At 68.2% G+C, this 19316-nt stretch carries 18 protein-coding genes; 9 read left to right on the top strand and 9 right to left on the bottom strand.

Going from position 1 to position 19316, the window contains the following annotated elements; genetic code table 11:
- Positions 1-302: 302 nt before the first annotated feature.
- From C5B99_RS15195 to C5B99_RS15175, 5 genes are all read right to left on the bottom strand, one after another.
- Entirely contained in the window at positions 303-1109 is an 807-nt protein-coding gene (locus C5B99_RS15195) for an ABC transporter ATP-binding protein (protein WP_104243553.1), read from the bottom strand.
- Positions 1106-2125, bottom strand: coding sequence for an ABC transporter ATP-binding protein (locus C5B99_RS15190; protein WP_181058078.1), 1020 nt, complete (start codon positions 2123-2125; stop codon positions 1106-1108). The genes C5B99_RS15195 and C5B99_RS15190 overlap by 4 nt, the downstream gene beginning before the upstream one ends.
- Positions 2118-3098 carry a branched-chain amino acid ABC transporter permease gene (locus C5B99_RS15185; RefSeq protein ID WP_104243551.1) on the bottom strand — a complete coding sequence of 327 codons (981 nt, stop codon included), beginning with the start codon at positions 3096-3098 and terminating at the stop codon, positions 2118-2120. The genes C5B99_RS15190 and C5B99_RS15185 overlap by 8 nt, the downstream gene beginning before the upstream one ends.
- A 10-nt stretch (positions 3099-3108) precedes the next feature.
- The gene (locus C5B99_RS15180; RefSeq protein WP_228496673.1) at positions 3109-4368 is read right to left on the bottom strand and encodes a branched-chain amino acid ABC transporter permease; all 1260 of its coding nucleotides are present in this window, start codon (positions 4366-4368) and stop codon (positions 3109-3111) included.
- A gap of 392 nt (positions 4369-4760) precedes the next feature.
- Positions 4761-5693: a rhodanese-related sulfurtransferase gene (locus tag C5B99_RS15175; RefSeq protein ID WP_104243547.1), complete on the bottom strand. Its 933-nt coding sequence runs from the start codon at positions 5691-5693 to the stop codon at positions 4761-4763.
- Positions 5694-5754: 61 nt separating this feature from the next.
- Between C5B99_RS15175 and C5B99_RS15170 the strand changes: the two genes are divergently transcribed.
- On the top strand, positions 5755-6687 hold the full coding sequence (locus C5B99_RS15170; protein ID WP_104243545.1) for a DNA-3-methyladenine glycosylase: 933 nt from the start codon (positions 5755-5757) through the stop codon (positions 6685-6687).
- 196 nt (positions 6688-6883) lie between these two features.
- Positions 6884-7297, top strand: coding sequence for an Hsp20/alpha crystallin family protein (locus C5B99_RS15165; protein WP_104243543.1), 414 nt, complete (start codon positions 6884-6886; stop codon positions 7295-7297).
- 139 nt (positions 7298-7436) lie between these two features.
- On the opposite strand, the gene C5B99_RS15160 is transcribed toward C5B99_RS15165, so the two are convergent.
- Both C5B99_RS15160 and xylA read right to left on the bottom strand, forming a co-directional pair.
- Complete coding sequence (locus C5B99_RS15160) at positions 7437-8876, bottom strand: xylulokinase (RefSeq protein ID WP_104243541.1); 1440 nt, start codon at positions 8874-8876, stop codon at positions 7437-7439.
- A gap of 156 nt (positions 8877-9032) precedes the next feature.
- On the bottom strand, positions 9033-10226 hold the full coding sequence (xylA, locus tag C5B99_RS15155; protein ID WP_104243539.1) for a xylose isomerase: 1194 nt from the start codon (positions 10224-10226) through the stop codon (positions 9033-9035).
- A 221-nt stretch (positions 10227-10447) separates the two neighbouring features.
- Here xylA and chvE point away from each other — a divergent pair, with 221 nt between their 5' ends.
- From chvE to C5B99_RS15135, 4 genes are all read left to right on the top strand, one after another.
- On the top strand, positions 10448-11569 hold the full coding sequence (gene chvE, locus C5B99_RS15150; RefSeq protein WP_104243589.1) for a multiple monosaccharide ABC transporter substrate-binding protein: 1122 nt from the start codon (positions 10448-10450) through the stop codon (positions 11567-11569).
- Positions 11570-11731: 162 nt separating this feature from the next.
- On the top strand, positions 11732-13246 hold the full coding sequence (gene mmsA / locus C5B99_RS15145) for a multiple monosaccharide ABC transporter ATP-binding protein (RefSeq protein WP_308471374.1): 1515 nt from the start codon (positions 11732-11734) through the stop codon (positions 13244-13246).
- 50 nt (positions 13247-13296) lie between these two features.
- Positions 13297-14451, top strand: coding sequence for a multiple monosaccharide ABC transporter permease (gene mmsB, locus C5B99_RS15140; RefSeq protein WP_104243587.1), 1155 nt, complete (start codon positions 13297-13299; stop codon positions 14449-14451).
- Positions 14452-14603: 152 nt separating this feature from the next.
- Complete coding sequence (locus tag C5B99_RS15135; protein ID WP_104243534.1) at positions 14604-15755, top strand: ROK family transcriptional regulator; 1152 nt, start codon at positions 14604-14606, stop codon at positions 15753-15755.
- Between the two features lie 113 nt (positions 15756-15868).
- Here C5B99_RS15135 and C5B99_RS15130 read toward each other — a convergent pair whose 3' ends face one another.
- Together C5B99_RS15130 and C5B99_RS15125 are read right to left on the bottom strand one after the other, a co-directional pair.
- Positions 15869-16849 (bottom strand): beta-ketoacyl-ACP synthase III, encoded by a 981-nt coding sequence (locus C5B99_RS15130; RefSeq protein ID WP_104243585.1) that lies wholly within the window; start codon positions 16847-16849, stop codon positions 15869-15871.
- Between the two features lie 108 nt (positions 16850-16957).
- Complete coding sequence (locus tag C5B99_RS15125; protein WP_258063385.1) at positions 16958-17350, bottom strand: META domain-containing protein; 393 nt, start codon at positions 17348-17350, stop codon at positions 16958-16960.
- A gap of 41 nt (positions 17351-17391) precedes the next feature.
- On the opposite strand from C5B99_RS15125, the gene C5B99_RS15120 reads away from it, so the two are divergent.
- From C5B99_RS15120 to C5B99_RS19510, 3 genes are all read left to right on the top strand, one after another.
- The gene (locus tag C5B99_RS15120; protein WP_104243532.1) at positions 17392-17769 is read left to right on the top strand and encodes an ankyrin repeat domain-containing protein; all 378 of its coding nucleotides are present in this window, start codon (positions 17392-17394) and stop codon (positions 17767-17769) included.
- Positions 17770-17877: 108 nt separating this feature from the next.
- Positions 17878-18378 carry a DUF1990 family protein gene (locus C5B99_RS15115; RefSeq protein WP_104243581.1) on the top strand — a complete coding sequence of 167 codons (501 nt, stop codon included), beginning with the start codon at positions 17878-17880 and terminating at the stop codon, positions 18376-18378.
- 40 nt (positions 18379-18418) lie between these two features.
- A complete protein-coding gene (locus C5B99_RS19510; protein WP_219819659.1) occupies positions 18419-19315 on the top strand; it encodes an AraC family transcriptional regulator in 897 nt (298 codons plus the stop codon).
- Position 19316: the final 1 nt, after the last annotated feature.

Raw genomic sequence — 19316 nt, 5'->3', positions numbered from 1 at the left:
CCCCCTGCACCCCCCCCCGCAAGCAGCCAACGCTGCCCGGCGTTTCCCCCTCTGCGGGCCGTCGCAGCGGGGGAAACGCCGGGCAGTGTTTACCTCCCTCCGGGGAGGGGAGCCTTCTGCAGAACCTGGGCGTGGGGAGGCCCCCCGCTGCCCGCGCATCGCTGCCCGCGAAGGCAACCAACACTGCCCGGCGTTTCGCCCCCTGCGCAGTCTGGCAGGGGGGGGGAAACGCCGGGCAGTGATCGGCTTCGGCTTCGCCTTCGCGGGGGCGCCGGGCCGGGGGCCGGGGCGGATGCTCGCGGCTAGTGGGCCGCGTCGCCGTCCTTCGCCTGTTCGTCGGCCGCGAGGGTGCCGAGGTAGAGGGCGATGACCTTCGGGTCGTTGAGCAGCTCGCGTCCGGTGCCCGTGTACGCGTCCTTGCCCTGGTCGAGCACGTAGGCGCGGTCGCAGATCTGCAGGCAGCGGCGCGCGTTCTGCTCGACCATGATGACGGAGACGCCGGCACGGTTGATCTGGCGCACACGCAGGAACGTCTCGTCCTGACGGACCGGGGAGAGGCCTGCCGACGGCTCGTCGAGGAGCAGCACCGACGGGTCCATCATGAGGGCCCGCGCCATGGCGACCATCTGCCGCTCACCGCCGGAGAGCGAGCTCGCGCGCTGCTTGCGGCGCTTCCCGAGCTCGGGGAAGAGGTCGGCGACGAACTCGAACCGCTCGTTGAAGACCTTGGGCCGCAGGAAGAGCCCCATCTCGAGGTTCTCCTCGATCGTGAGCGACGGGAAGACGTTGTTGTTCTGCGGCACGAGCCCGACGCCCTTGGCGACGAGCTTGTCGGCGCGCAGGCCCGTGATGTCCTCGCCCTTCAGCATGACGCTGCCGCCGCGGATCTTGATCTGCCCGAAGATGGCCTTGAGCACCGTCGACTTGCCGGCGCCATTGGGCCCGATGATGCCGATGAGCTCGCCGGGGTAGGCGTCGATCGAGCATCCGTTGAGGATGTTCACGCCGGGCAGGTAGCCGCCGACGAGGTCGATCGTTGACAGCACAGCGTCGCTTCTGGGGGTCGTCGCTGTCGCAGAACCGGATGCGTTTGGCGTCGTCTCGCTCATTTGCTGTCACTCTCCGTCGTCTCGGTCCCGGGCTTCGTCTCGGCGATCTCCTCGGCGATCGTGGTCGTCCCGAGCACTTCGGCCTCGTACTCGGCCGCCGCTTCGACGCCCTGTTCCTCGGCGATGCGCTCGACTTCCAGCTCCTGGATGTCGAGGTCGCCGAGGTCCTGGTCGTGGTGCGCGCCGAGGTAGGCGTCGATCACGGCCTGGTCCTTCATGACCGTCTCAGGCGGGCCCTCCGCGACGATCTGGCCTTCGGCCATGACGACGACCCAGTCGGAGATGTTCGTGACCATGTGCATGTCGTGCTCGACGAACAGCACCGTGGTGCCGTCGTTCTTGAGCTCCTTGACGTGGCCGAGGAGTGACTGCACGAGGGCCGGGTTGACGCCGGCCATGGGCTCGTCGAGCATGATGAGCTTCGGGCTGCTCATGAGGGCGCGGGCCATCTCGAGGAGCTTGCGCTGTCCGCCGGAGAGGGACGCCGCGTAGTCCTCGCGCTTCGCGTCGAGCTTGAAGCGGGCGAGGAGCTCGTCGGCCTTCTCGGTGATCTCCTTCTCGCGGTCACGCCAGAGCGGCTTGAACAGCGCGCGCAGCATGCCCTCGCCGCCCTGCTGGTCGGCGCCGAGGAGCATGTTGTCGAGCACCGTCATGCGTCCGAGGGACTTCGTGAGCTGGAAGGTGCGGACCATGCCGGAGCGGGCCACCTTGAAGGCGGGCACGTTGGCAAGGGAGGTGCCGTCGAACGACCACGTGCCCGTGTTGGGCTTGTCGAAGCCCGTCAGCAGGTTGAACATGGTGGTCTTGCCGGCGCCGTTGGGGCCGATGAGCGCCGTGATCTTGCCGCGCGGGATCTCGAGGTGCTGCACATCCACGGCCGTGTTGCCGCCGAACTGCCGGGTGACGCCGTCGGCGATGACGATCGGGTCGACCTTCTTGCAGCCGGGGCCGACCTTGCCGTCGACGAACTCGTGGGTGGGGAGGATGCCCGTTGGGGGGCTCGTCTGCTCAGGCACTGAAGCTCAGCTCCTTCTTGTTTCCGAAGATGCCCTGGGGTCTGAAGACCACCAGCAGCATGAGCGCGATTCCGACGATGATGAAGCGCAGCTGGCCCGCCTGCGTCGTCGAGAGGAAGGTGATCGCGCCCGATTCGATCGCGCCGTACAGGACGCCCTGCGTGAGCGAGAGCACGACCCAGAAGATCATCGCTCCCACGATGGGCCCGAAGATCGTCGCGGCTCCTCCGAGCAGCATGATCGTCCAGATGAAGAACGTGAGACCCGTCGTGTAGTTCGCGGGTTGCACGGCTCTCGGCAGGATGAAGATGATGCCGGCGAGGGAGCCGAGGAGGCCACCCGTGATGAGCGCCTGCATCTTGTAGGCGAAGACGTTCTTGCCGAGGCTGCGCACGGCGTCCTCGTCTTCGCGGATGCCGCGGACGACGCGACCCCACGGGCTGCGCATGAGCGCCCACACGAGGAGGGTCGCGAGGATGACGAGGCCCCAGCCGACGATGCGGGTCCACCAGTCGTAGGCGTTGTAGGTGAAGGGACCGAAGCCGTAGGTGCCGTCGGGGATCGGGTTGATGGCCGCGAAGGTTCCCTTGAAGCCGTTCAGGCCGTTGGCCGCGCCCGTCACGGGGGTGAGGCCGGTCGTCGTCACGATGTACCGCAGGATCTCTGCGGAGGCGATCGTGACGATGGCCAGGTAGTCGGCGCGCAGCCGCAGCGTCGGGACGCCGAGGATGAACGAGAAGACGATCGAGACGACGATGACGCACAGCACGGCGGCCCAGATGGGCCAGCCGAGGCTGATCGTCGGGATCGCGAACGCGTAAGCGCCGAGCAGCATGTACGCGGCCTGGCCGAAGTTGAGGAGGCCGGTGTAGCCGAAGTGGATGCCGAGGCCGATCGCGGCGAGCGCGTAGGCAGCGGTGGTGGGGCTGAGGAGCTCGCCGATGGCGTTGCTCAGGATGTTTGACCAGTCCATGGTTCGTCTCCTAGCCGACTCGCTCGCGGCGGCCGAGAATGCCCTGGGGCCTGACGAGCAGGACCAGGATGAGGATGAGGAGCGCCGCCGCGTACTTGAGGTCGGCGGGGATGAAGAGGGTCGAGAGCTCGACGAAGATGCCGACGACGAGCGAGCCGACGAGGGCGCCGTAGGCGGAGCCGAGGCCACCGAGGGTGACGGCGGCGAACATCAGCAGGAGCACCTGGAAGCCCATGTCCCACGAGGATTGGCGGTAGAGGGCGAGCATGACACCGGCGAGGGCGGCGAGGCCACCTGCCGTGGTCCACACGATGCGGATGATGCGGTCGACGTTGATGCCGGATGCGCTTGCGAGCGACGGGTTGTCGGACACGGCTCGTGTGGCCTTGCCGACGCGGGTGCGCGTCAGGAACAGGGCCACGAGGAGGAGCGTGACGATCGAGATGCCCATGCTGAGGAGCGAGCCCGTCGTGATGCGCACGGGGCCGAACTCCACGGCTCCGCTGAGGCCCACCGAGCTCATAGGGAGGATCGCCCCGCCGAAGAAGAACTGGTAGAGGTAGCGGAGTGCGAGGCCGAGGCCGATGCTCACGATCATCGCCGGGACGAGGCGCACGCCGCGCTTGCGGAGCGGCTTCCAGAGGGTCGCATCCTGGAGCCAGCCGAAGGCGGCGCCGAGGATCACGACGACGATGATGGCGACGAAGATGTTGAGCCCCATGACGACGGCGAAGAGCCAGGCCATGAGTCCGCCGAAGGTGACGAGCTCGCCGTGGGAGAAGTTGTTCAGCCCGGTGGTGCCGAAGATGAGGGTGATGCCGATCGCGCCGAGCGCGATGAGGAGGCCGAAGTTGAGGCCGGCGACGAGGCGCTCGATGAGCTGCGAGCCGAAGTTGCTGCTCTGCCTCGTGTCCTCTCCGAGCGCGAAGAGGCGTCCGACGTTGGTCGTCGACCATTCGTCCTCGGTGACCTCTGCGGTGGCGCCGTCCTCGTTCCGCAGGTCGATGCCGTCTGGCAGGGTCTCCGTGTCGAGCGTGACCGTGTAGTTGCCTGGGCCTGGGACGGGCACGCGCCAGCGGCCGTCTTCACCCGACTCCACCGTCTCGGAGTAGCCGTCGCCGTCGACGGTGAGCGAGACGCCCGCGACGGGTTCTCCCTCGTAGTTGAGGATGCCGCTGATCGAGTACGGCGACTCCTCATCGACGGGGTCGGCTGCCGCGTTCGCGGGGCCGGCCATCGCGAAGACGCCGAGGAACGCAAAGAGCGACATCGCGAGTGCTGCGAGCATTCGGTGGGTTCGGGTGAGCCGGGAACGCCGGGCGGTCGCTGAGCGCGAACCGGCTGGCGTGAGCGGACTGGGGAGAAGGGGCACGGAGTACCTCCAGTGCGAGTCGGGCTGGGCACGACGACTGAACGAGATTCTGGAACTGCTATTTCTGCAAGCGAGGATTCGCCACTCTGCGAATCTACGGATGGTTTGTATCGGCAATGTTTCACTGCCGCTACACACGATAGCCGTGCGGAAGAGGCTCTGCTCGCAGCCAGGAGCCTCAGAGCGCAATTTTGTTCTACGTCACCACAAATGTGGTGCCTCAGCACGGCACAGTGTGCCGCCACATCCAAGATCTCCGATTTGTGAAGATGTCTTTCGTCTCCGGCGTGTCACCGACCGGATGGTGCCCCCGCCGCGGCACTGAGGCCCGCGGGCGTGTGCTCGGGACAGTGGAGTGTGCGCTCGCCGCAGTCCGCACAGGCGACGAAGCGTTCCCTGCAGGAGGGGTCGCTGCAGTTCTGGGTGCGGTGCGTGGGCCTCTCGCATTCGCGGCAGCGGCCGAGGACGTCGGTGTCGGGGCCGAACTCGAGGTGCTCGCGAGCGTCGAAGACCGCGAGGGAGCCCTTCCAGAGCCCCTCGTTGCCGAACTGCTCCGCGTATCGGACGATGCCGCCGTCGAGCTGGTACACCTCGCTGAAGCCGCGCTTGAGCATGAGCGCTGAGAGGACCTCGCAGCGCACGCCACCCGTGCAATAGGTGACGACGGGCTTCGACTTGAGGTCGTCGTACTTGCCCGATTCGAGCTCGGCGATGAAGTCGCGGGTGGTTCCGGTCTCCGGAACGATGGCGCCCTCGAAGCGGCCGATCTGCGCCTCGATCGCGTTGCGGCCGTCGAAGAAGACGATCTCGTCGCGCGATTCGACGAGTGCGTGCAGCTCGTCGGGTGCGAGGTGGGTCCCGCCGCCCTTGACGCCGTGCTCGTCGACCTCGAGCTCGCCCGGCGCCCCGAAGCTGACGATCTCGTCGCGCACCTTGACGCTGAGTCGCGGGAAGTCGAGGCTCTGTCCCTGCTCGTCGAGGCCGGTGCCCTCCGACCACTTGTAGTCGGCGTCCTTGAAGGCCGCGTACTCCCGGGTGGTGCGCACGTAGCGCTTGAGCGCGTTCAGCTCGCCGCCGAGGGTGCCGTTGATGCCGTCCTTGGAGATCAGGATGCGCCCACGCAGCCCCAGGGACGCCGCGAGGTCGCGCTGCCAGAGGCGGATCGCCTCCGGGTCGGCGAGGGGTGCGAAGGCGTAGTAGAGCACGATCTTGGGGACAGCCATGAGGACGATTTTAGGTGAGGGGCTCACGCCGAATGTCCGTGGGTCTGCGTACCCTTGCCGCATGCCAGATCGGGTCATGTCGCTCTATCGGCCGGCGTCACCGGTCGATGTGCAGCAGACCCTGTCTCCCCTCATGCGGGGCAGGCGAGATCCGACGTGCTGGGTGCATCCGGTGTCGCGGGACGTGTGGCGCACGTCCCACACGCTGGCGGGAGGCGCGACCACGGTGTTCCGCCAGGCCCGGGAGGGGGTGCGGGTCGTGTCGTGGGGTGCGGCCGCCGAGATCGCGGTCGACGAGGCTCCCACGCTGCTGGGCCGCGACGACGACTGGAGCGAGCTCCGTCTCGACGCCCTGCCGGAGCTGGCGGATGTGCGGCGACGGAACGAGGGGCTGCGGCTCCCGAAGTCGGGCGCGGTGTTCGAGGCGCTGAGCGCGGCGATCATCGAGCAGAAGATCACGGGCCTCGAGGCGCATCGCGCTTGGGACATCCTGCACCGCGACCACGCCGACGCGGCGCCAGGGCCGGCCGGTCTCGTGCCGCGGCACCTGCGCCTGCCGCTCACGCCGGAGCAGTGGCGGCGCATTCCGAGCTGGGACTGGCATCGGGCCGGCGTCGACTACTCGCGGTCCGGAACGGTGATCCGCTCGGCGACGGTCGCGTCGGCACTCGAGCGCACGAGCGGCCTGCCGACGGGGTCGGAGGAGCCGCTCCGCCGTCTTCGCTCGATCGTGGGGGTCGGCGTGTGGACGGCCAACGAGACCGTGCAGCGCTCGCATGGCGACCCTGACGCCCCGAGCTTCAGCGATTACCACATCCCCAACATGGTCGGGTGGGCGCTCGCGGGCTGCGACGTCGACGACGACGGCATGCGGGAGCTGCTCGAGCCGTGGCGCGGACACCGCGAGCGGGTCGTGCGGCTCATCAAGCTCGCGGGCAACCCGCGCCCGAAGCACGGCCCCCGTATGACCGTGCAAGACCACCGCTCCCACTGAACTCTGCGCCCGGCGTCGACGTGCGCTGACCTTTTCGAGGGGCGTTCGCCCACGGCTGACGGGGTTTTCAGCAAACTTTCTGGCACTCGATGGGGCAGAGTGCTAATTTTCTGCTCAAGGAAGTTGACACCAGTTGACTCAAGTTCACCGCACCGTCTCGCGCTGACGAGCGTGCGTACAAGGAAGGGAAAACGACATGGCACGCGTCTTCGATCCGTTCCAGGAGATGGAACGCCTTTTCCAGGGAGCACCGAACAGCCCGCGTTCGATGCCCATCGACCTCTACCGCGAGGCCGACCACTACATCCTCACCGCCGACCTGCCCGGCATCGACCCGAGCTCGATCGACGTCGACCTCGACGGCCAGCAGCTGACGATCCGCGCCGAGCGCAGCACGGTCAACGCCGAGGGCGCCAAGTGGCTCGTCCGTGAGCGCAACGGCGGCAGCTACCTCCGCCAGTTCACGCTCGGCCAGGGTCTCGACACCGAGCGCATCGCGGCGAGCTACGAGCACGGCGTGCTGACCGTGACCGTGCCGGTCAGCGAGCGCGCGAAGCCACGCAAGATCGAGGTCGAGAGCGGCACGAAGGTCGAGACCATCCAGGCCTGAGCGGCCCGGTGATCACCGCTTCGTGATGTGACCTCTGTGACGCAGTGAGGGGCAGCGCCGACTGGCGCTGCCCCTCACTGCGTCGGTAGGTCTGTGGGTCTGCGCTCGTCCTCGACTCGCGCTCGCGCCTTCGTTCGCGTCAGGCGGCGTGGAGTCCCGTTCCTGCCTCTTCGGTCTCGCGGGCGAGCTTCGCGGCCGCCGCGTAGCGGGTGCGGAGTGCCGCGTCGGGGGCGGGCTCGAGGCGAGCGATGGTCTCGACGGGCCAGTCCGGACGTGTCCCGGTCGCCACCCAGGCGGCCTGGCGGGCTGCACCGTCGGCGACGTACTCACCGGGTGCCGGGATCTCGACGGGCACGTCGAAGAGCGTCGGCGCGACGGCGCGGACGCCCTCGCTCAGCGCGGCGCCGCCGATGAGCATGACTCGCTTCGCCTCGACGCCGAGCGCACGGTGGGCGTCGAGTGCCTGCGCGAGGCTGCCGAGCATGCCCTCGACTGCGGCCCTGGCGAGGTTCTCGCGGGTGAACGAGCCGCGGGTCATGCCGAGGAGCGACGCGGTCGCGTCCGGCAGGTCGGGGGTGCGCTCGCCGTCGAGGTACGGCACGAACGCGAGACCACCAGAGCCCACGGGTGCCGATGCGGCGAGCCGACCGAACTCCTCGTGGTCGACGCCGAGGACCTCGGCGGTCGTGTCGATGACGCGAGCGGCGTTGAGCGTCGCGGACAGGGGAAGGAACGCTCCCGTCGCGTCCGCGAACCCGGCCAGCCCACCGCGGGGGTCGACCACCGGCCGGTCGGCGACGGAGAAGACGGTGCCTGAGGTGCCGATCGAGACGACGACGTCGCCCGCGCGCGCGTTGAGACCGAGCGCCGCACCAGCGTTGTCGCCGGCGCCCGCGGCGACGAGTGCGCCGGCCGGTGTCTTCCCAGCGACCTCGTCCGGTCCGAGCACACGGGGCAGGACGGCGTCGTGGCCGAGCGCCGCGATGAGCAGCTCGCGGTCGTAGTCGAGCGTGAACGGCGACCAGTAGCCGGTCCCCGACGCGTCGGAGCGGTCGGTCGTGAGCTTCGTCAGGTCCGGGCCGAGGGGGCTCTCGCCTGCTGGGCCGTAGCCGAGGAGGCGCCACGTGAGCCAGTCGTGGGGGAGGGCGACGGCCGCGACGCGCGCCGCGTTCTCGGGTTCCGCATCCCGCAGCCAGCGCAGCTTCGTGATCGTGAACGAGGCGACGGGCACGAGTCCCGTGCGCTCGACGAGCGCATCCTGGCCGAACTCGGCGATGAGGTCTCGTGCTGCGCCTGCGCTGCGGGTGTCGTTCCAGAGGAGGGCGTCGCGGACGACGCGGCCCTCGGCGTCGAGGGCGACCATGCCGTGCTGCTGGCCGGCGACGGAGATCGCCGCCACATCGTCGAGCCCGCCGGCGGCCTCGGTCGCGCCCTGGACGGCAGCCCACCAGTTCGCCGGGTCGATCTCCGTGCCGGGGAGGTGAGCTGCGCGCCCCTGGCGGACGAGCGCACCCGTCTCCGCATCGCGGATGACGAGCTTGCAGCTCTGCGTACTCGAGTCGAAGCCGGCGACGAGCATGGTGGTCTGCTTTCTGTAGGGCGAGTGCGGTGGTGAGGTTCAGGGGCTGGTCGAGCATGCACGACAGAGCTGGGGCGGATGCACGCGCGTGGTGAGTGCATCCGCCGCAGCTCTGCGCGGGGGGACGGGGGAGCCCGTCAGTCGTTGCGGCGTGGGCTAGCCGCGTGCGCCCATGAGGTGCTCGAGCGCGAGCTGCTGCAGGCGCACGAAGCCGAAGCCCTTGCCGTTGAAGTACGCGTCGGCGTCGAAGTCCTCGAAGGCGGAGCGGTCAGCGAGGAAGTCGTCGTAGGTCTCGCCCTCGCCGAGCGTGTTCGTGGAGAGCTCGTCGACGCGGGACGCTGCGAGAGCCTCCTGCACCTCGGGGTCGGCGCGGAAGGCCGCCGCGCGCTCCTTGAGGAGGAGGTAGGTGCGCATGTTCGCTGCCGCCGACTCCCAGACGCCCGTCTCGTCCTCGGTGCGCGAGGGCTTGTAGTCGAAGTGGCGGGGGCCCGTGTAGGTCTGGCCGCCGTTGGGGCCGCCGTTCTCGAGCAGGTCGACGAGCGCGAACGCGTTCTGCAGGTCGCCGTGGCCGAACACGAGGTCCTGGTCGTACTTGATGCCGCGCTGGCCGTTGAGGTCGATGTGGAAGAGCTTGCCCTGGTAGAGGGCCTGCGCGATGCCTGCCGCGAAGTTGAGGCCGGCCATCTGCTCGTGCCCGACCTCGGGGTTCACGCCGACGAGCTCCGGGCGCTCGAGGGTCTCGATGAAGGCGAGTGCGTGGCCGACCGTGGGGAGCAGGATGTCGCCGCGGGGCTCGTTCGGCTTCGGCTCGATCGCGAAGCGGATGTTGTAGCCCTTGTCGGTGACGTAGTCGCCGAGGAGGTTGACGGCTTCCCGGTAGCGCTCGAGGGCCTGGCGGATGTCCTTCGCGGAGTCGTACTCTGCACCTTCGCGGCCGCCCCACATGACGAACGTCTCGGCGCCGAGCGACGCGGCGAGGTCGAGGTTGCGGAGGACCTTGCGCAGTGCGAAGCGGCGCACGTCGCGGTCGTTGGAGGTGAAGCCGCCGTCCTTGAACACGGGAGCGGAGAAGAGGTTCGTCGTGACCATGGGAACCACGAGCCCGGTCGCATCCAGTGCGCCACGGAGGCGGGAGATCTGCGAGTCGCGGACCTCGTCACTCGAGCCGAACGGGAAGAGGTCGTCGTCGTGGAAGGTGAGGCCGTAAGCGCCGGCTTCTGCGAGCTTCTCGACGACGTGCACGACGTCGAGGTCGGCGCGCGTCGGGCCGCCGAACGGGTCGGTCCCGTTGTAGCCGACGGTCCACAGACCGAATGAGAACTTGTCTGCGGGGGTGGGAGTCAGAGACATGGGAGTCCGTTCTAGGTATCGTCGTTGATAAGTTCCAGAGAGCAACATATAGCACTTCGTTGTGTCACTTCCACCACGAGTTCCGGATGAGACGGGGTTCGGATGGCGCCTGGGGCCAGTTTTGTCACGAATCTGACACGGGGTTGCACAACCTGACCCAAGTGGGTATATGTTTGGCGCGACAACTTAGGGCAACACATTTCAGAGAGGAAATGACCGTCATGTCAGCAACGAAGAAGTTGCTCGGTCTCGCAGTCGTTGGAGGCCTCGCACTCGGTCTCACCGCATGCGACGCGCCAGCAGACCCAGCAGCAACCGGCGAAGCAGGAGCAGCAGTCGAGGTCGAGAGCGTTGGCATCTCGATGCCCACCCGCGAGCTCGAGCGCTGGATCAACGACGGAGCGCAGCTCCAGAGCAAGCTCGACGAGGCCGGCTTCACGACCGACCTGCAGTACGCCGAGAACGACCCGGACACGCAGATCTCGCAGATCCAGAACCAGATCGCATCCGGAGTCGACGTGCTCGTCGTCGCCGCCATCGACGGCTCGGTGCTCGCACCGGTGCTGCAGGATGCGGCTGACGAAGGCGTCACGATCATCGCCTACGACCGCCTCATCAACGACACGGAGAACGTCGACTACTACGCGACGTTCGACAACTACGCGGTGGGCAAGCTCCAGGGCGAGTACATCGTCGACAGCCTGGACCTCGAGAACCAGCCCGGCCCGTTCTACCTCGAGCCCTTCGCCGGCAGCCCGGACGACAACAACGCCAAGTTCTTCTTCTCCGGAGCCTGGGACGTCCTCAAGCCGTACATCGACGAAGGCAAGCTCGTCGTCGGCTCCGGCAAGTCGCCGGCATCGAACGACGACTGGGCCTCGGTCGGCATCCAGGGCTGGGAGAGCGCCGGCGCTCAGGACGAGATGGAGACCCGTCTCGCCTCGAACTACGCCGACAAGAAGGTCGACGTCGTCCTCTCGCCGAACGACAGCCTCGCCCAGGGCATCGCGGAGGCGCTCGTCTCCGCCGGCTACACGCCCGGCTCCGAGTGGCCCATCCTCACGGGGCAGGACGCTGACAAGGCATCGGTCACGAACATCCTCGCCGACAAGCAGTCGATGACGGTCTGGAAGGACACCCGCCTCCTCGGCGACCAGGTCTTCGCCATGGTCGAGTCGCTCAAGGCGGGCACCGAGGTCGACGTCAACGACACCGAGAGCTACGACAACGGCGTCAAGGTCGTCCCCTCGTACCTCCTCGACCCCGAGGTCGTCACGAAGGACACCGTGCAGGAGAAGCTCATCGACAGTGGCTTCCTCCAGGCATCGGACGTCGGACTCTAACGAGTCACCGACACCACACTGAACGCGCTCGGGCTGGCTGTGCCCCCACACCAGCCCGAGCGCGCTTCTGTTGCAGCTCGCGCCCTCGAGGCGCAGCAGTGCCGAGCGGTGACGCTCGGAAAGTGAGACGGAGCAATGGTGCAAGACGACACAATCCTGAAGATGTCGAACATCGTGAAGGAATTCAGCGGTGTGCGAGCCCTCGCGGGCGTCGACATCGAAGTCCGTCGCGGCGAGGTGCACGGCATCTGCGGCGAGAACGGCGCGGGCAAGTCGACGCTCATGAAGGTCCTGAGCGGCGTCTACCCCTACGGCACCTTCGAGGGGACCATCGAGTTCGATGGCCGCGAGGTGCGGTACAAGACCATCAACGACAGCGAGCAAGACGGCATCGTCATCATCCACCAGGAGCTCGCCCTCAGTCCCTACCTGTCGATCGCGGAGAACATCTTCCTCGGCAACGAGATCCAGCGCTTCGGCGTCATCGACTGGGACGAGACCAACCGCCGTGCGGCGGAGCTGCTCAAGCGGGTCGGCCTCAACGAGAACCCCGCAACCGTCATCCGCGAGATCGGCGTCGGCAAGCAGCAGCTCGTGGAGATCGCCAAGGCGCTGTCGAAGGACGTGAAGCTGCTCATCCTCGATGAGCCCACCGCGGCCCTCAACGACGAAGACTCCGCGCACCTGCTCGGCCTCATCGAGCAGCTGCGCGAGCAGGGCATCACGTCGATCATCATCTCCCACAAGCTCAAGGAGATCCGGCGCATCGCAGACCGCGTCACGATCATCCGCGACGGGGCGACGATCGACTCGATCGACATGACCGAGCCGGATGCGACCGAGGGTCGGATCATCCGCGCCATGGTCGGCCGCGAGCTCTCCTCCATGTTCCCGCCCCGCGAGGCGGTCATCGGGGAGGAGAAGCTGCGCGTCGAGAACTGGACGGTGCACCACCCGGCCGACCCAAGCCGCAAGGTCGTCGACGACGTGTCGTTCCACGTGCGCGCCGGCGAGATCATCGGCTTCGCCGGCCTCATGGGCGCAGGCCGCACGGAGCTCGCCATGAGCATCTTCGGCCGCAGCTACGGCACGAACATCTCCGGGGAGGTGTACAAGTCGGGTCAGCTGATCTCCACGAAGACGATCAACGAATCCATCAAGAACGGCCTGGCGTACACCACCGAGGATCGCAAGCACCTCGGCCTCAACCTCATCGGCGACATCCAGGCCAACATCTCCGCGGCCGCCGCGAAGAAGGTCGCCCGTTGGGGCATCGTCGACGGCATCAAGGAGAACGGCGTCGCCGAGGGCTACCGCAAGTCCATGAACATCAAGACGGCGAGCGTCGCGACGCCCACGGGCAAGCTCTCCGGCGGCAATCAGCAGAAGGTCGTGCTCAGCAAGTGGCTGCAGACCGACCCTGACGTGCTGTTCCTCGACGAGCCCACCCGCGGCATCGACGTCGGCGCGAAGTACGAGATCTACGGGCTCATCAACAAGCTCGTCGAGCAGGGCAGGGCGGTCGTCGTGATCTCCTCCGAGCTCCCCGAGCTGCTCGGCCTCGCCGACCGCATCTACACGATCTCCGAAGGACGCCTCACGGGTGAGGTCTCCAAGGAGAACGCAACACAGGAACTGCTCATGCAGTACATGACCGCTGGAAAGGACGAGTCGTGACCACCACGAACACCGAGGCCGCGAACGAAGCAGGCACCCGGAAAGTGAGGATGTCGGTCGACGTCCGCCAGTACGGGATCCTCGGCGCACTCGCCGTCATCATCATCCTGTTCCAGATCCTCACCGGCGGGAAGCTCCTGCTGCCCGCGAACATCAACAACCTCATCCAGCAGAACGCGTACGTGCTGATCCTCGCGGTCGGCATGATCATCGTCATCATCGCTGGCCACATCGACCTGTCGGTCGGCTCGGTCGTCGCCGTCGTGGGCGCCATCACGGCCATCGCCATCACCCAATGGGGGCTGCCGTGGTTCGCGGCGGTGCTCATCGGCCTCGCGGCCGGGGCGGTGATCGGCATCTGGCAGGGATTCTGGATCGCCTACGTGGGCATACCGGCGTTCATCGTGACGCTAGCGGGCATGCTGCTCTTCCGAGGTCTCACGCTCGTGCTCCTCACGGGTGGAACGATCAACGCGCTGCCGGACGAGTTCGTCGCCATCGGCAAGGGCTCGCTGCCGCAGTCGATGGGCACGATGCTCGGCGGACATGACGTCGTCACGATGCTCATCGCGCTTGTCGTCGTCGCAGCCGTCATCGGAAGCCAGCTCCGCACCCGCGCACGCCGCAAGAAGCTCGACCTCCCCGTCGAGCCCGGGGCTGCCCTCATCGCGAAGCTCGCGATCGTCGCCATCGCAGTCCTCGCGTTCGCGTGGCTGCTCTCGGCGCACAAGGGCCTGCCGATCATCCTCATCATCCTGGCCGTGCTGATCATGCTCTACACGTTCATCCTGCAGCGCACCGTCTTCGGCCGGAACGTCTACGCCATGGGTGGCAACCTCTTCGCGGCCAAGATGAGCGGTGTGCGCACGGAGCGCGTCAACTTCCTCATCTTCGTCAACATGGGTGTGCTCGCGGCGCTCGCCGGCATCGTGACGACGGCCCGCGCAGGTGGTGCCGTCGCCTCAGCCGGCAACACCTACGAGCTCGACGCCATCGCGGCGGCGTTCATCGGCGGCGCGGCCGTGACCGGTGGTGTTGGTACGGTTATCGGCGCAGTCATCGGCGCGATGATCATGGGTGTCCTCAACATGGGACTCTCGATCCTCTCGGTCGACTCGGCCTGGCAGTCGGTCATCAAGGGCCTCGTGCTGCTGCTCGCCGTGGCGATCGACGTGCTCGGCAAGCGCCGAGGCGGACGCAGCTGATCGATCTCCGTCGCCCGCGCTGAACCCAGCGCGGGCGACGGAACGGCTCGGCCGAGCGCCAGCCTGCCCGGAAGCAGAAGCAGAAGCAGAAGCAGAACCAGAAGCAGAACCAGACACGCACCGCCGTGACGAGCGAGAGAAAGAGGACGGGCATGGCCACCGATCGTGTCGCCTCTTCGAACCTCTCCCTCATCCTCGAACGCCTTCACCGCGGTGGACAGGCGTCCAGAGCTGAACTGACCCGCGAGACCGGCCTCAACCGTTCCACCATCGCTGCGCTCGTCTCCGAGCTCGCCGACCGCGGCATCGTCGAGGAGCACGAACCCGTCGCGACGAATCTCGTCGGCAGGCCGAGCCCCGTCGTCGGCGTCTGCGACAAGATCGTCGCCGTCGCGGTAGTGCCGGAGGTAGATGCCCTCAACGTCGGCGTCGTCAGCTTCCGCGGCGAGCTGCTGAAGCGCATCCGCTTCGAAACCGAGAAGCCGCCGACCGCGAGGGAAGCCGTCGCCATCGTGAAGGCCCTCGTCGAGGGGCTCAGCGAGAGCCTCGACACGCTCTACGAGTGCGTCGGCATCGGCGTCGCCGTGCCAGGACTCGTCCGGGCCTCCGACGGATTCGTGCGCTGGGTGCCCCACTTCGAGTGGCGCGACGTGCCGCTCGCCGACCAGCTGCAGAAGGCCACGGGCCTGCCGGTGCTCGCCGCGAACGACGCCAACCTCGGCGCGGTCGCCGAGCACATCTTCGGCGCTGGCCGCGGCATCAGCAACATGCTCTACATGAACGGCGGCGCGAGCGGCATCGGCGGCGGCATCATCGCCGACGACAGACTCCTGCACGGCGTGGCCGGCTACGCGGGCGAGTTCGGGCACAACCTCGTGGCGACTCCCGCGGCGCTCGGCAACTCGGGCGACGACGAGCTCGAGCGAGTCGTCAGCAGGCGCCGATTGCTCGCCGCCCTCGGCACGAAGAGCGCCAGCGACGACGAGCTGGAGCGGATGCTGCAGCAGAACATCGACCCGGCGGTGAAGCTCGAGACGCACCGCCAGCTCGGGGTGCTCAGCGTCGGCGTGCGCAACATGATCAACATCCTGAACCCCGAGCGGGTGGTGCTCGGCGGGTTCCTCGGCGTGCTGCTTGACCTCGAGCGCGACTACTTCCTCGAGATCCTCGCCGAGCACACGCTCGCCCCGAACTACGGCGAGGTCGAGGTGGTGCGGGCCGGGCTCGGCAGCGACCTGCTGTTCATCGGCGCCGCCGAGCTGCAGTTCCAGGCGCTCATCGAACGCGCCCACCTGCGCCGCTAGCGCCCGCTGCCGACGCGGTTTCAGGATGGGAACCTCGCTTCGGGATGGTCTGTTTTCCATCCGGAAGCGGATTTCCCATCCGCAGACTGGGCCCAGCGGGCCGCCTTGGCGAGCTACGCGGGGTTGCGGACCTCGGGGAACGCGATGACCTGACCCGAGTAGCAGAAGCCGCCGCCGAAGCCGAGCAGGAGGGCGGGGCCACCGGGCTCGGCGACGCCAGCCTCGACCTGCTTGGCGAGGGCGATGGGGATGGAGGCGGCTGAGGTGTTTCCCGAGTAGACGACGTCGCGAGCGACCACGTCGTCGGCGAGGCCGAGCTGCTTGCCGAGGGCGTCGATGATGCGCAGGTTCGCCTGGTGCGGGACGAACGCGACGAGCTCGTCCGCTCGCACCCCGCCCTTCGCGAGCGCATCGATCGCGACGTGCTGCGCCTGCGTGATAGCCCAGCGGAAGACGCTGCGGCCCTCCTGCTCGAAGCGGCCGGACGGCTGCTGGATGCGCACGAGGTTGCCGAGCTCCGGCTGCGAACCCCACGCGACGGGGGCGACGCCGGGAGTCTCGCTGCGTTCGAGCACGACCGCGCCGGCGCCGTCTGCCATGAGGATGGCGGTGGTGCGGTCGGTCCAGTCCATGAAGTCGCTCATGCGCTCGGCGCCGATGATGAGGGCGCGGCTCGCGGAGCCGGCGCTGATCGCCTGGTCGGCGACGGCGAGCGCCTGCGAGAAGCCGGCGCAGGCCGCGTTGAGGTCGAAGGCGACGGGGTGCGTCGCGCCGATGCGGGTCGCGACCTGCGCGGCCGTCGACGGCGAACGGTCCATGGCCGTCATCGTCGCCACGATGACCATGTCGATGTCCGTGCCCTGCACGTCCGCGGAGAGGAGCGCCTTGACGCCGGCCGCTGCGGCCAGGTCGGTGACGCTCTGCCCGTCTGCGGCAAGTCGACGCTCGCGGATGCCGACGCGTGACGTGATCCACTCGTCGCTCGTGTCGAGAGTCTGCGAGAGCTCATCGTTCGTCACGATGCGCTCCGGCGACTCGTAGCCGACTCCGACGATGCGCGAGTGCACTGGCTGAGGCTGGGGGAAGGAAAGCATGATCAACGCAGAATCCTACCCTCCGGTCAGTGCTGGTCTCTGTGGGGGTATTCGGAGCGTGCGCGTCGCCCGGATTGCCGCATCGAACGGGGGCGCCCGGGGTGCGCGTCAGCTTCGGGGGAGCGTGCCGATCTCGTCGCCGGCGTCGTTGTAGATCAGGAGCGAGTCGCCGTCGACCGAGGCCGACGCGGCGCCGACGAGCCAGGTGTCGACACCCTCGCAGAACATCATCGTCGACGCGAGGGCTCCGAACTCGATCTTCCCGTCGGTCTCGCTCCAGTCGCCCATGAGCCGGTTGCAGCCGTCGTTGCCTGTCACCCTGCCGTCGTCGGAGAGGCGCAGGCCGGGTTCGCCCTGGCCGCTCGAGTCGGGGGTGCCCCAGGTGCCGGCCGCCGACGCGGCTGTCTGCGCGCATCCGCTGAGGAACAGGAGGGTCGCTGCCGCGACTGCGATGCTGACGCCGATGGTCTTCACGAGGGCTCCGATGCTTGGGGTGGCCACATCGTAGCGAGTCAAACCGGAGCGGCGGATACCCTGTTGCCATGCCCGAACTGACGCCAGAACAAGTCGAGACGCTGACGGAGCTCGCGATGGGCTGTGCCCGCCGCGGTGACAGCCAGACGCTGGTGGATCTCATCGACCAGGGCATGCCCGTCGACCTGCAGGATGCAGCAGGCAACACCGCGCTGATGCTCGCCGCGTACAGCGGCCACGCGGGGGCCGTTCAGGCGCTCATCCGTCACGGAGCCGACGTCGACCTGTGCAACGCGCGGAATCAGTCGCCCATCGCGGGGGCGCTCTTCAAGGGCGAGGACGAGATCGTGCGCCTGCTCCGGGACGCGGGCGCGGACCTCGACGCGGGAACGCCGACGGCGCGCGCGACCGCGGAGATGTTCGGGCAGACGCACCTGCTGGACTGACCGTCCCGACTGGAAGCGGGAACCGGCAACGGGCGACCTGCGGTGCAGGAACCGAGCGCTTCGGAACTCGAGCTCGCCGAGGAGTCAGCCGGATGCCAGGCTGGGGGCATGGCCACGTCCGTTCCGCAGGCGCTCACGCAACCGCACCTCGACGTGTGGCGCCCAGAGGCTGGGCGGCTCCGACGCTTCGAGAAGACGGTCACCCTCGGCCACGGGGATGCGCTGTGGGAGCGGGCCGCGGCAGACGTGCTCCTCTGGCGAGTGAAGACGCGCAGCGGGTTCGAGGTGCACCCGGACGGGGTCCCTGCAGTCTTGGGGGCGCGGCCGACGATCATCGCCGGGTGGGGTGGGGTGCGCATCCAGGAGCCCGTCGAGGTCGTGGCCGTCGTCGACGAGCCGACGAGGGTGGGGTTCGCCTACCGGACCCTGCCGGGTCATCCCGTGCAGGGCGAGGAGGCGTTCATCGTCCGCCGAGTGGATGCTCGGGTCGAGTTCACGATCCGCTCGCTGACCCGAGCGGCGCCATCGGGACCTTGGCGCACGCTGTTCCCGTTCCTCCGGGCCGTGCAGATCGTGGCGAGGCGGAGGTACGAGCGCGCGCTTCGGTGAGGCGCGGAACAAGCGCCGGGTCCGTGGTGTTCGACTCAGTGTGACGACCACGATGCTGCAGGCGCCCCCGAGTGATGCGTTCGACCGCGCCCTCGCCTCCCTGGAGTGGACGCTCATCGGATCGCACCGCCACCAGCTCGCTGCTGGGGAGCCGGTTGTGCGCCGCCATGCCGGTCCGGGGTTCGTGTTCGTCTTCCGCGGCGCCATCCGACTCTCGGCCTTGGGGGCACCGGTCGTCGACCTCGTTGCGGGTGACCTGGTGTTCTTCCCCAGGGGGCACGTGTCCTCGGTGCTCGCGAGCGTCGAAGCCGAGTTCATCGACGTCGGCTTCGAGGAGGCACCACAGGCGCAGACCGCGGCCGAGGCGCTGCCGGCTTCCCTGATCGTGCGTGACTTCGCCGCGCAGGAGCCCTCGATGGTGGCGCTCATCGATGGCATGGCGTGCGCCTGGAGTCTCGGGGGCCCTCACCCTCGGCCGGGTGACGCCGTGATCTGCAGCCGCATCGCGACGACGATCGTGTCGACGGCGCTCCGTGCCTGGAACGAGGCGGGATGCGCGCCTGCGGGCTGGTTGCGTGACGTCGCCGAGCCACAGCTCGCGGCCGCCCTCGAGGCCCTCCACCAGAAGCCGGGCGACCCGTGGACGCTCGACGAGCTCGCCCGCGTCGCGCGGATGTCGCGCTCGGTCTTCGCCGCGCGCTTTCAGGAGTCCGTCGGCGAGACGCCCATCGGATACCTGACACGCGTGCGCATCGAGACGGCCAAGGGACTGCTCCTGCGGAGCGAGCTGACGATCGGGGCGGTCGCGAGCGGGCTCGGCTACGAGTCGCAGGCGGGCTTCAGCCGCGCGTTCCAGCGGCACACGGGATCCACGCCCGGACGCTGGCGTGCCGAGGCGAGAGCACGGTCGGAGCGAGGGATGCGCGCCAGCTCCTGAC

Origin of the sequence: Pseudoclavibacter sp. Z016 (assembly GCF_002931215.1) — a bacterium.
Classification (GTDB): domain Bacteria; phylum Actinomycetota; class Actinomycetes; order Actinomycetales; family Microbacteriaceae; genus Pseudoclavibacter.
This window is presented reverse-complemented; position numbering and strand designations above follow the sequence as displayed.

Coding starts and splice junctions, on each gene's coding strand:
- C5B99_RS15170 (WP_104243545.1), top strand. CDS start 5,755: ATGCCAGATCGGGTCATGTCGCTCTATCGGCCGGCGTCACCGGTCGAT.
- C5B99_RS15120 (WP_104243532.1), top strand. CDS start 17,392: ATGCCCGAACTGACGCCAGAACAAGTCGAGACGCTGACGGAGCTCGCG.
- mmsB (WP_104243587.1), top strand. CDS start 13,297: ATGTCGGTCGACGTCCGCCAGTACGGGATCCTCGGCGCACTCGCCGTC.
- xylA (WP_104243539.1), bottom strand. CDS start 10,226: ATGTCTCTGACTCCCACCCCCGCAGACAAGTTCTCATTCGGTCTGTGG.
- C5B99_RS15165 (WP_104243543.1), top strand. CDS start 6,884: ATGGCACGCGTCTTCGATCCGTTCCAGGAGATGGAACGCCTTTTCCAG.
- C5B99_RS15160 (WP_104243541.1), bottom strand. CDS start 8,876: ATGCTCGTCGCCGGCTTCGACTCGAGTACGCAGAGCTGCAAGCTCGTC.
- mmsA (WP_308471374.1), top strand. CDS start 11,732: ATGTCGAACATCGTGAAGGAATTCAGCGGTGTGCGAGCCCTCGCGGGC.
- C5B99_RS15180 (WP_228496673.1), bottom strand. CDS start 4,368: ATGTCGCTCTTTGCGTTCCTCGGCGTCTTCGCGATGGCCGGCCCCGCG.
- chvE (WP_104243589.1), top strand. CDS start 10,448: ATGTCAGCAACGAAGAAGTTGCTCGGTCTCGCAGTCGTTGGAGGCCTC.
- C5B99_RS15175 (WP_104243547.1), bottom strand. CDS start 5,693: ATGGCTGTCCCCAAGATCGTGCTCTACTACGCCTTCGCACCCCTCGCC.
- C5B99_RS15115 (WP_104243581.1), top strand. CDS start 17,878: ATGGCCACGTCCGTTCCGCAGGCGCTCACGCAACCGCACCTCGACGTG.
- C5B99_RS15135 (WP_104243534.1), top strand. CDS start 14,604: ATGGCCACCGATCGTGTCGCCTCTTCGAACCTCTCCCTCATCCTCGAA.
- C5B99_RS15195 (WP_104243553.1), bottom strand. CDS start 1,109: ATGAGCGAGACGACGCCAAACGCATCCGGTTCTGCGACAGCGACGACC.
- C5B99_RS15130 (WP_104243585.1), bottom strand. CDS start 16,849: ATGCTTTCCTTCCCCCAGCCTCAGCCAGTGCACTCGCGCATCGTCGGA.
- C5B99_RS15185 (WP_104243551.1), bottom strand. CDS start 3,098: ATGGACTGGTCAAACATCCTGAGCAACGCCATCGGCGAGCTCCTCAGC.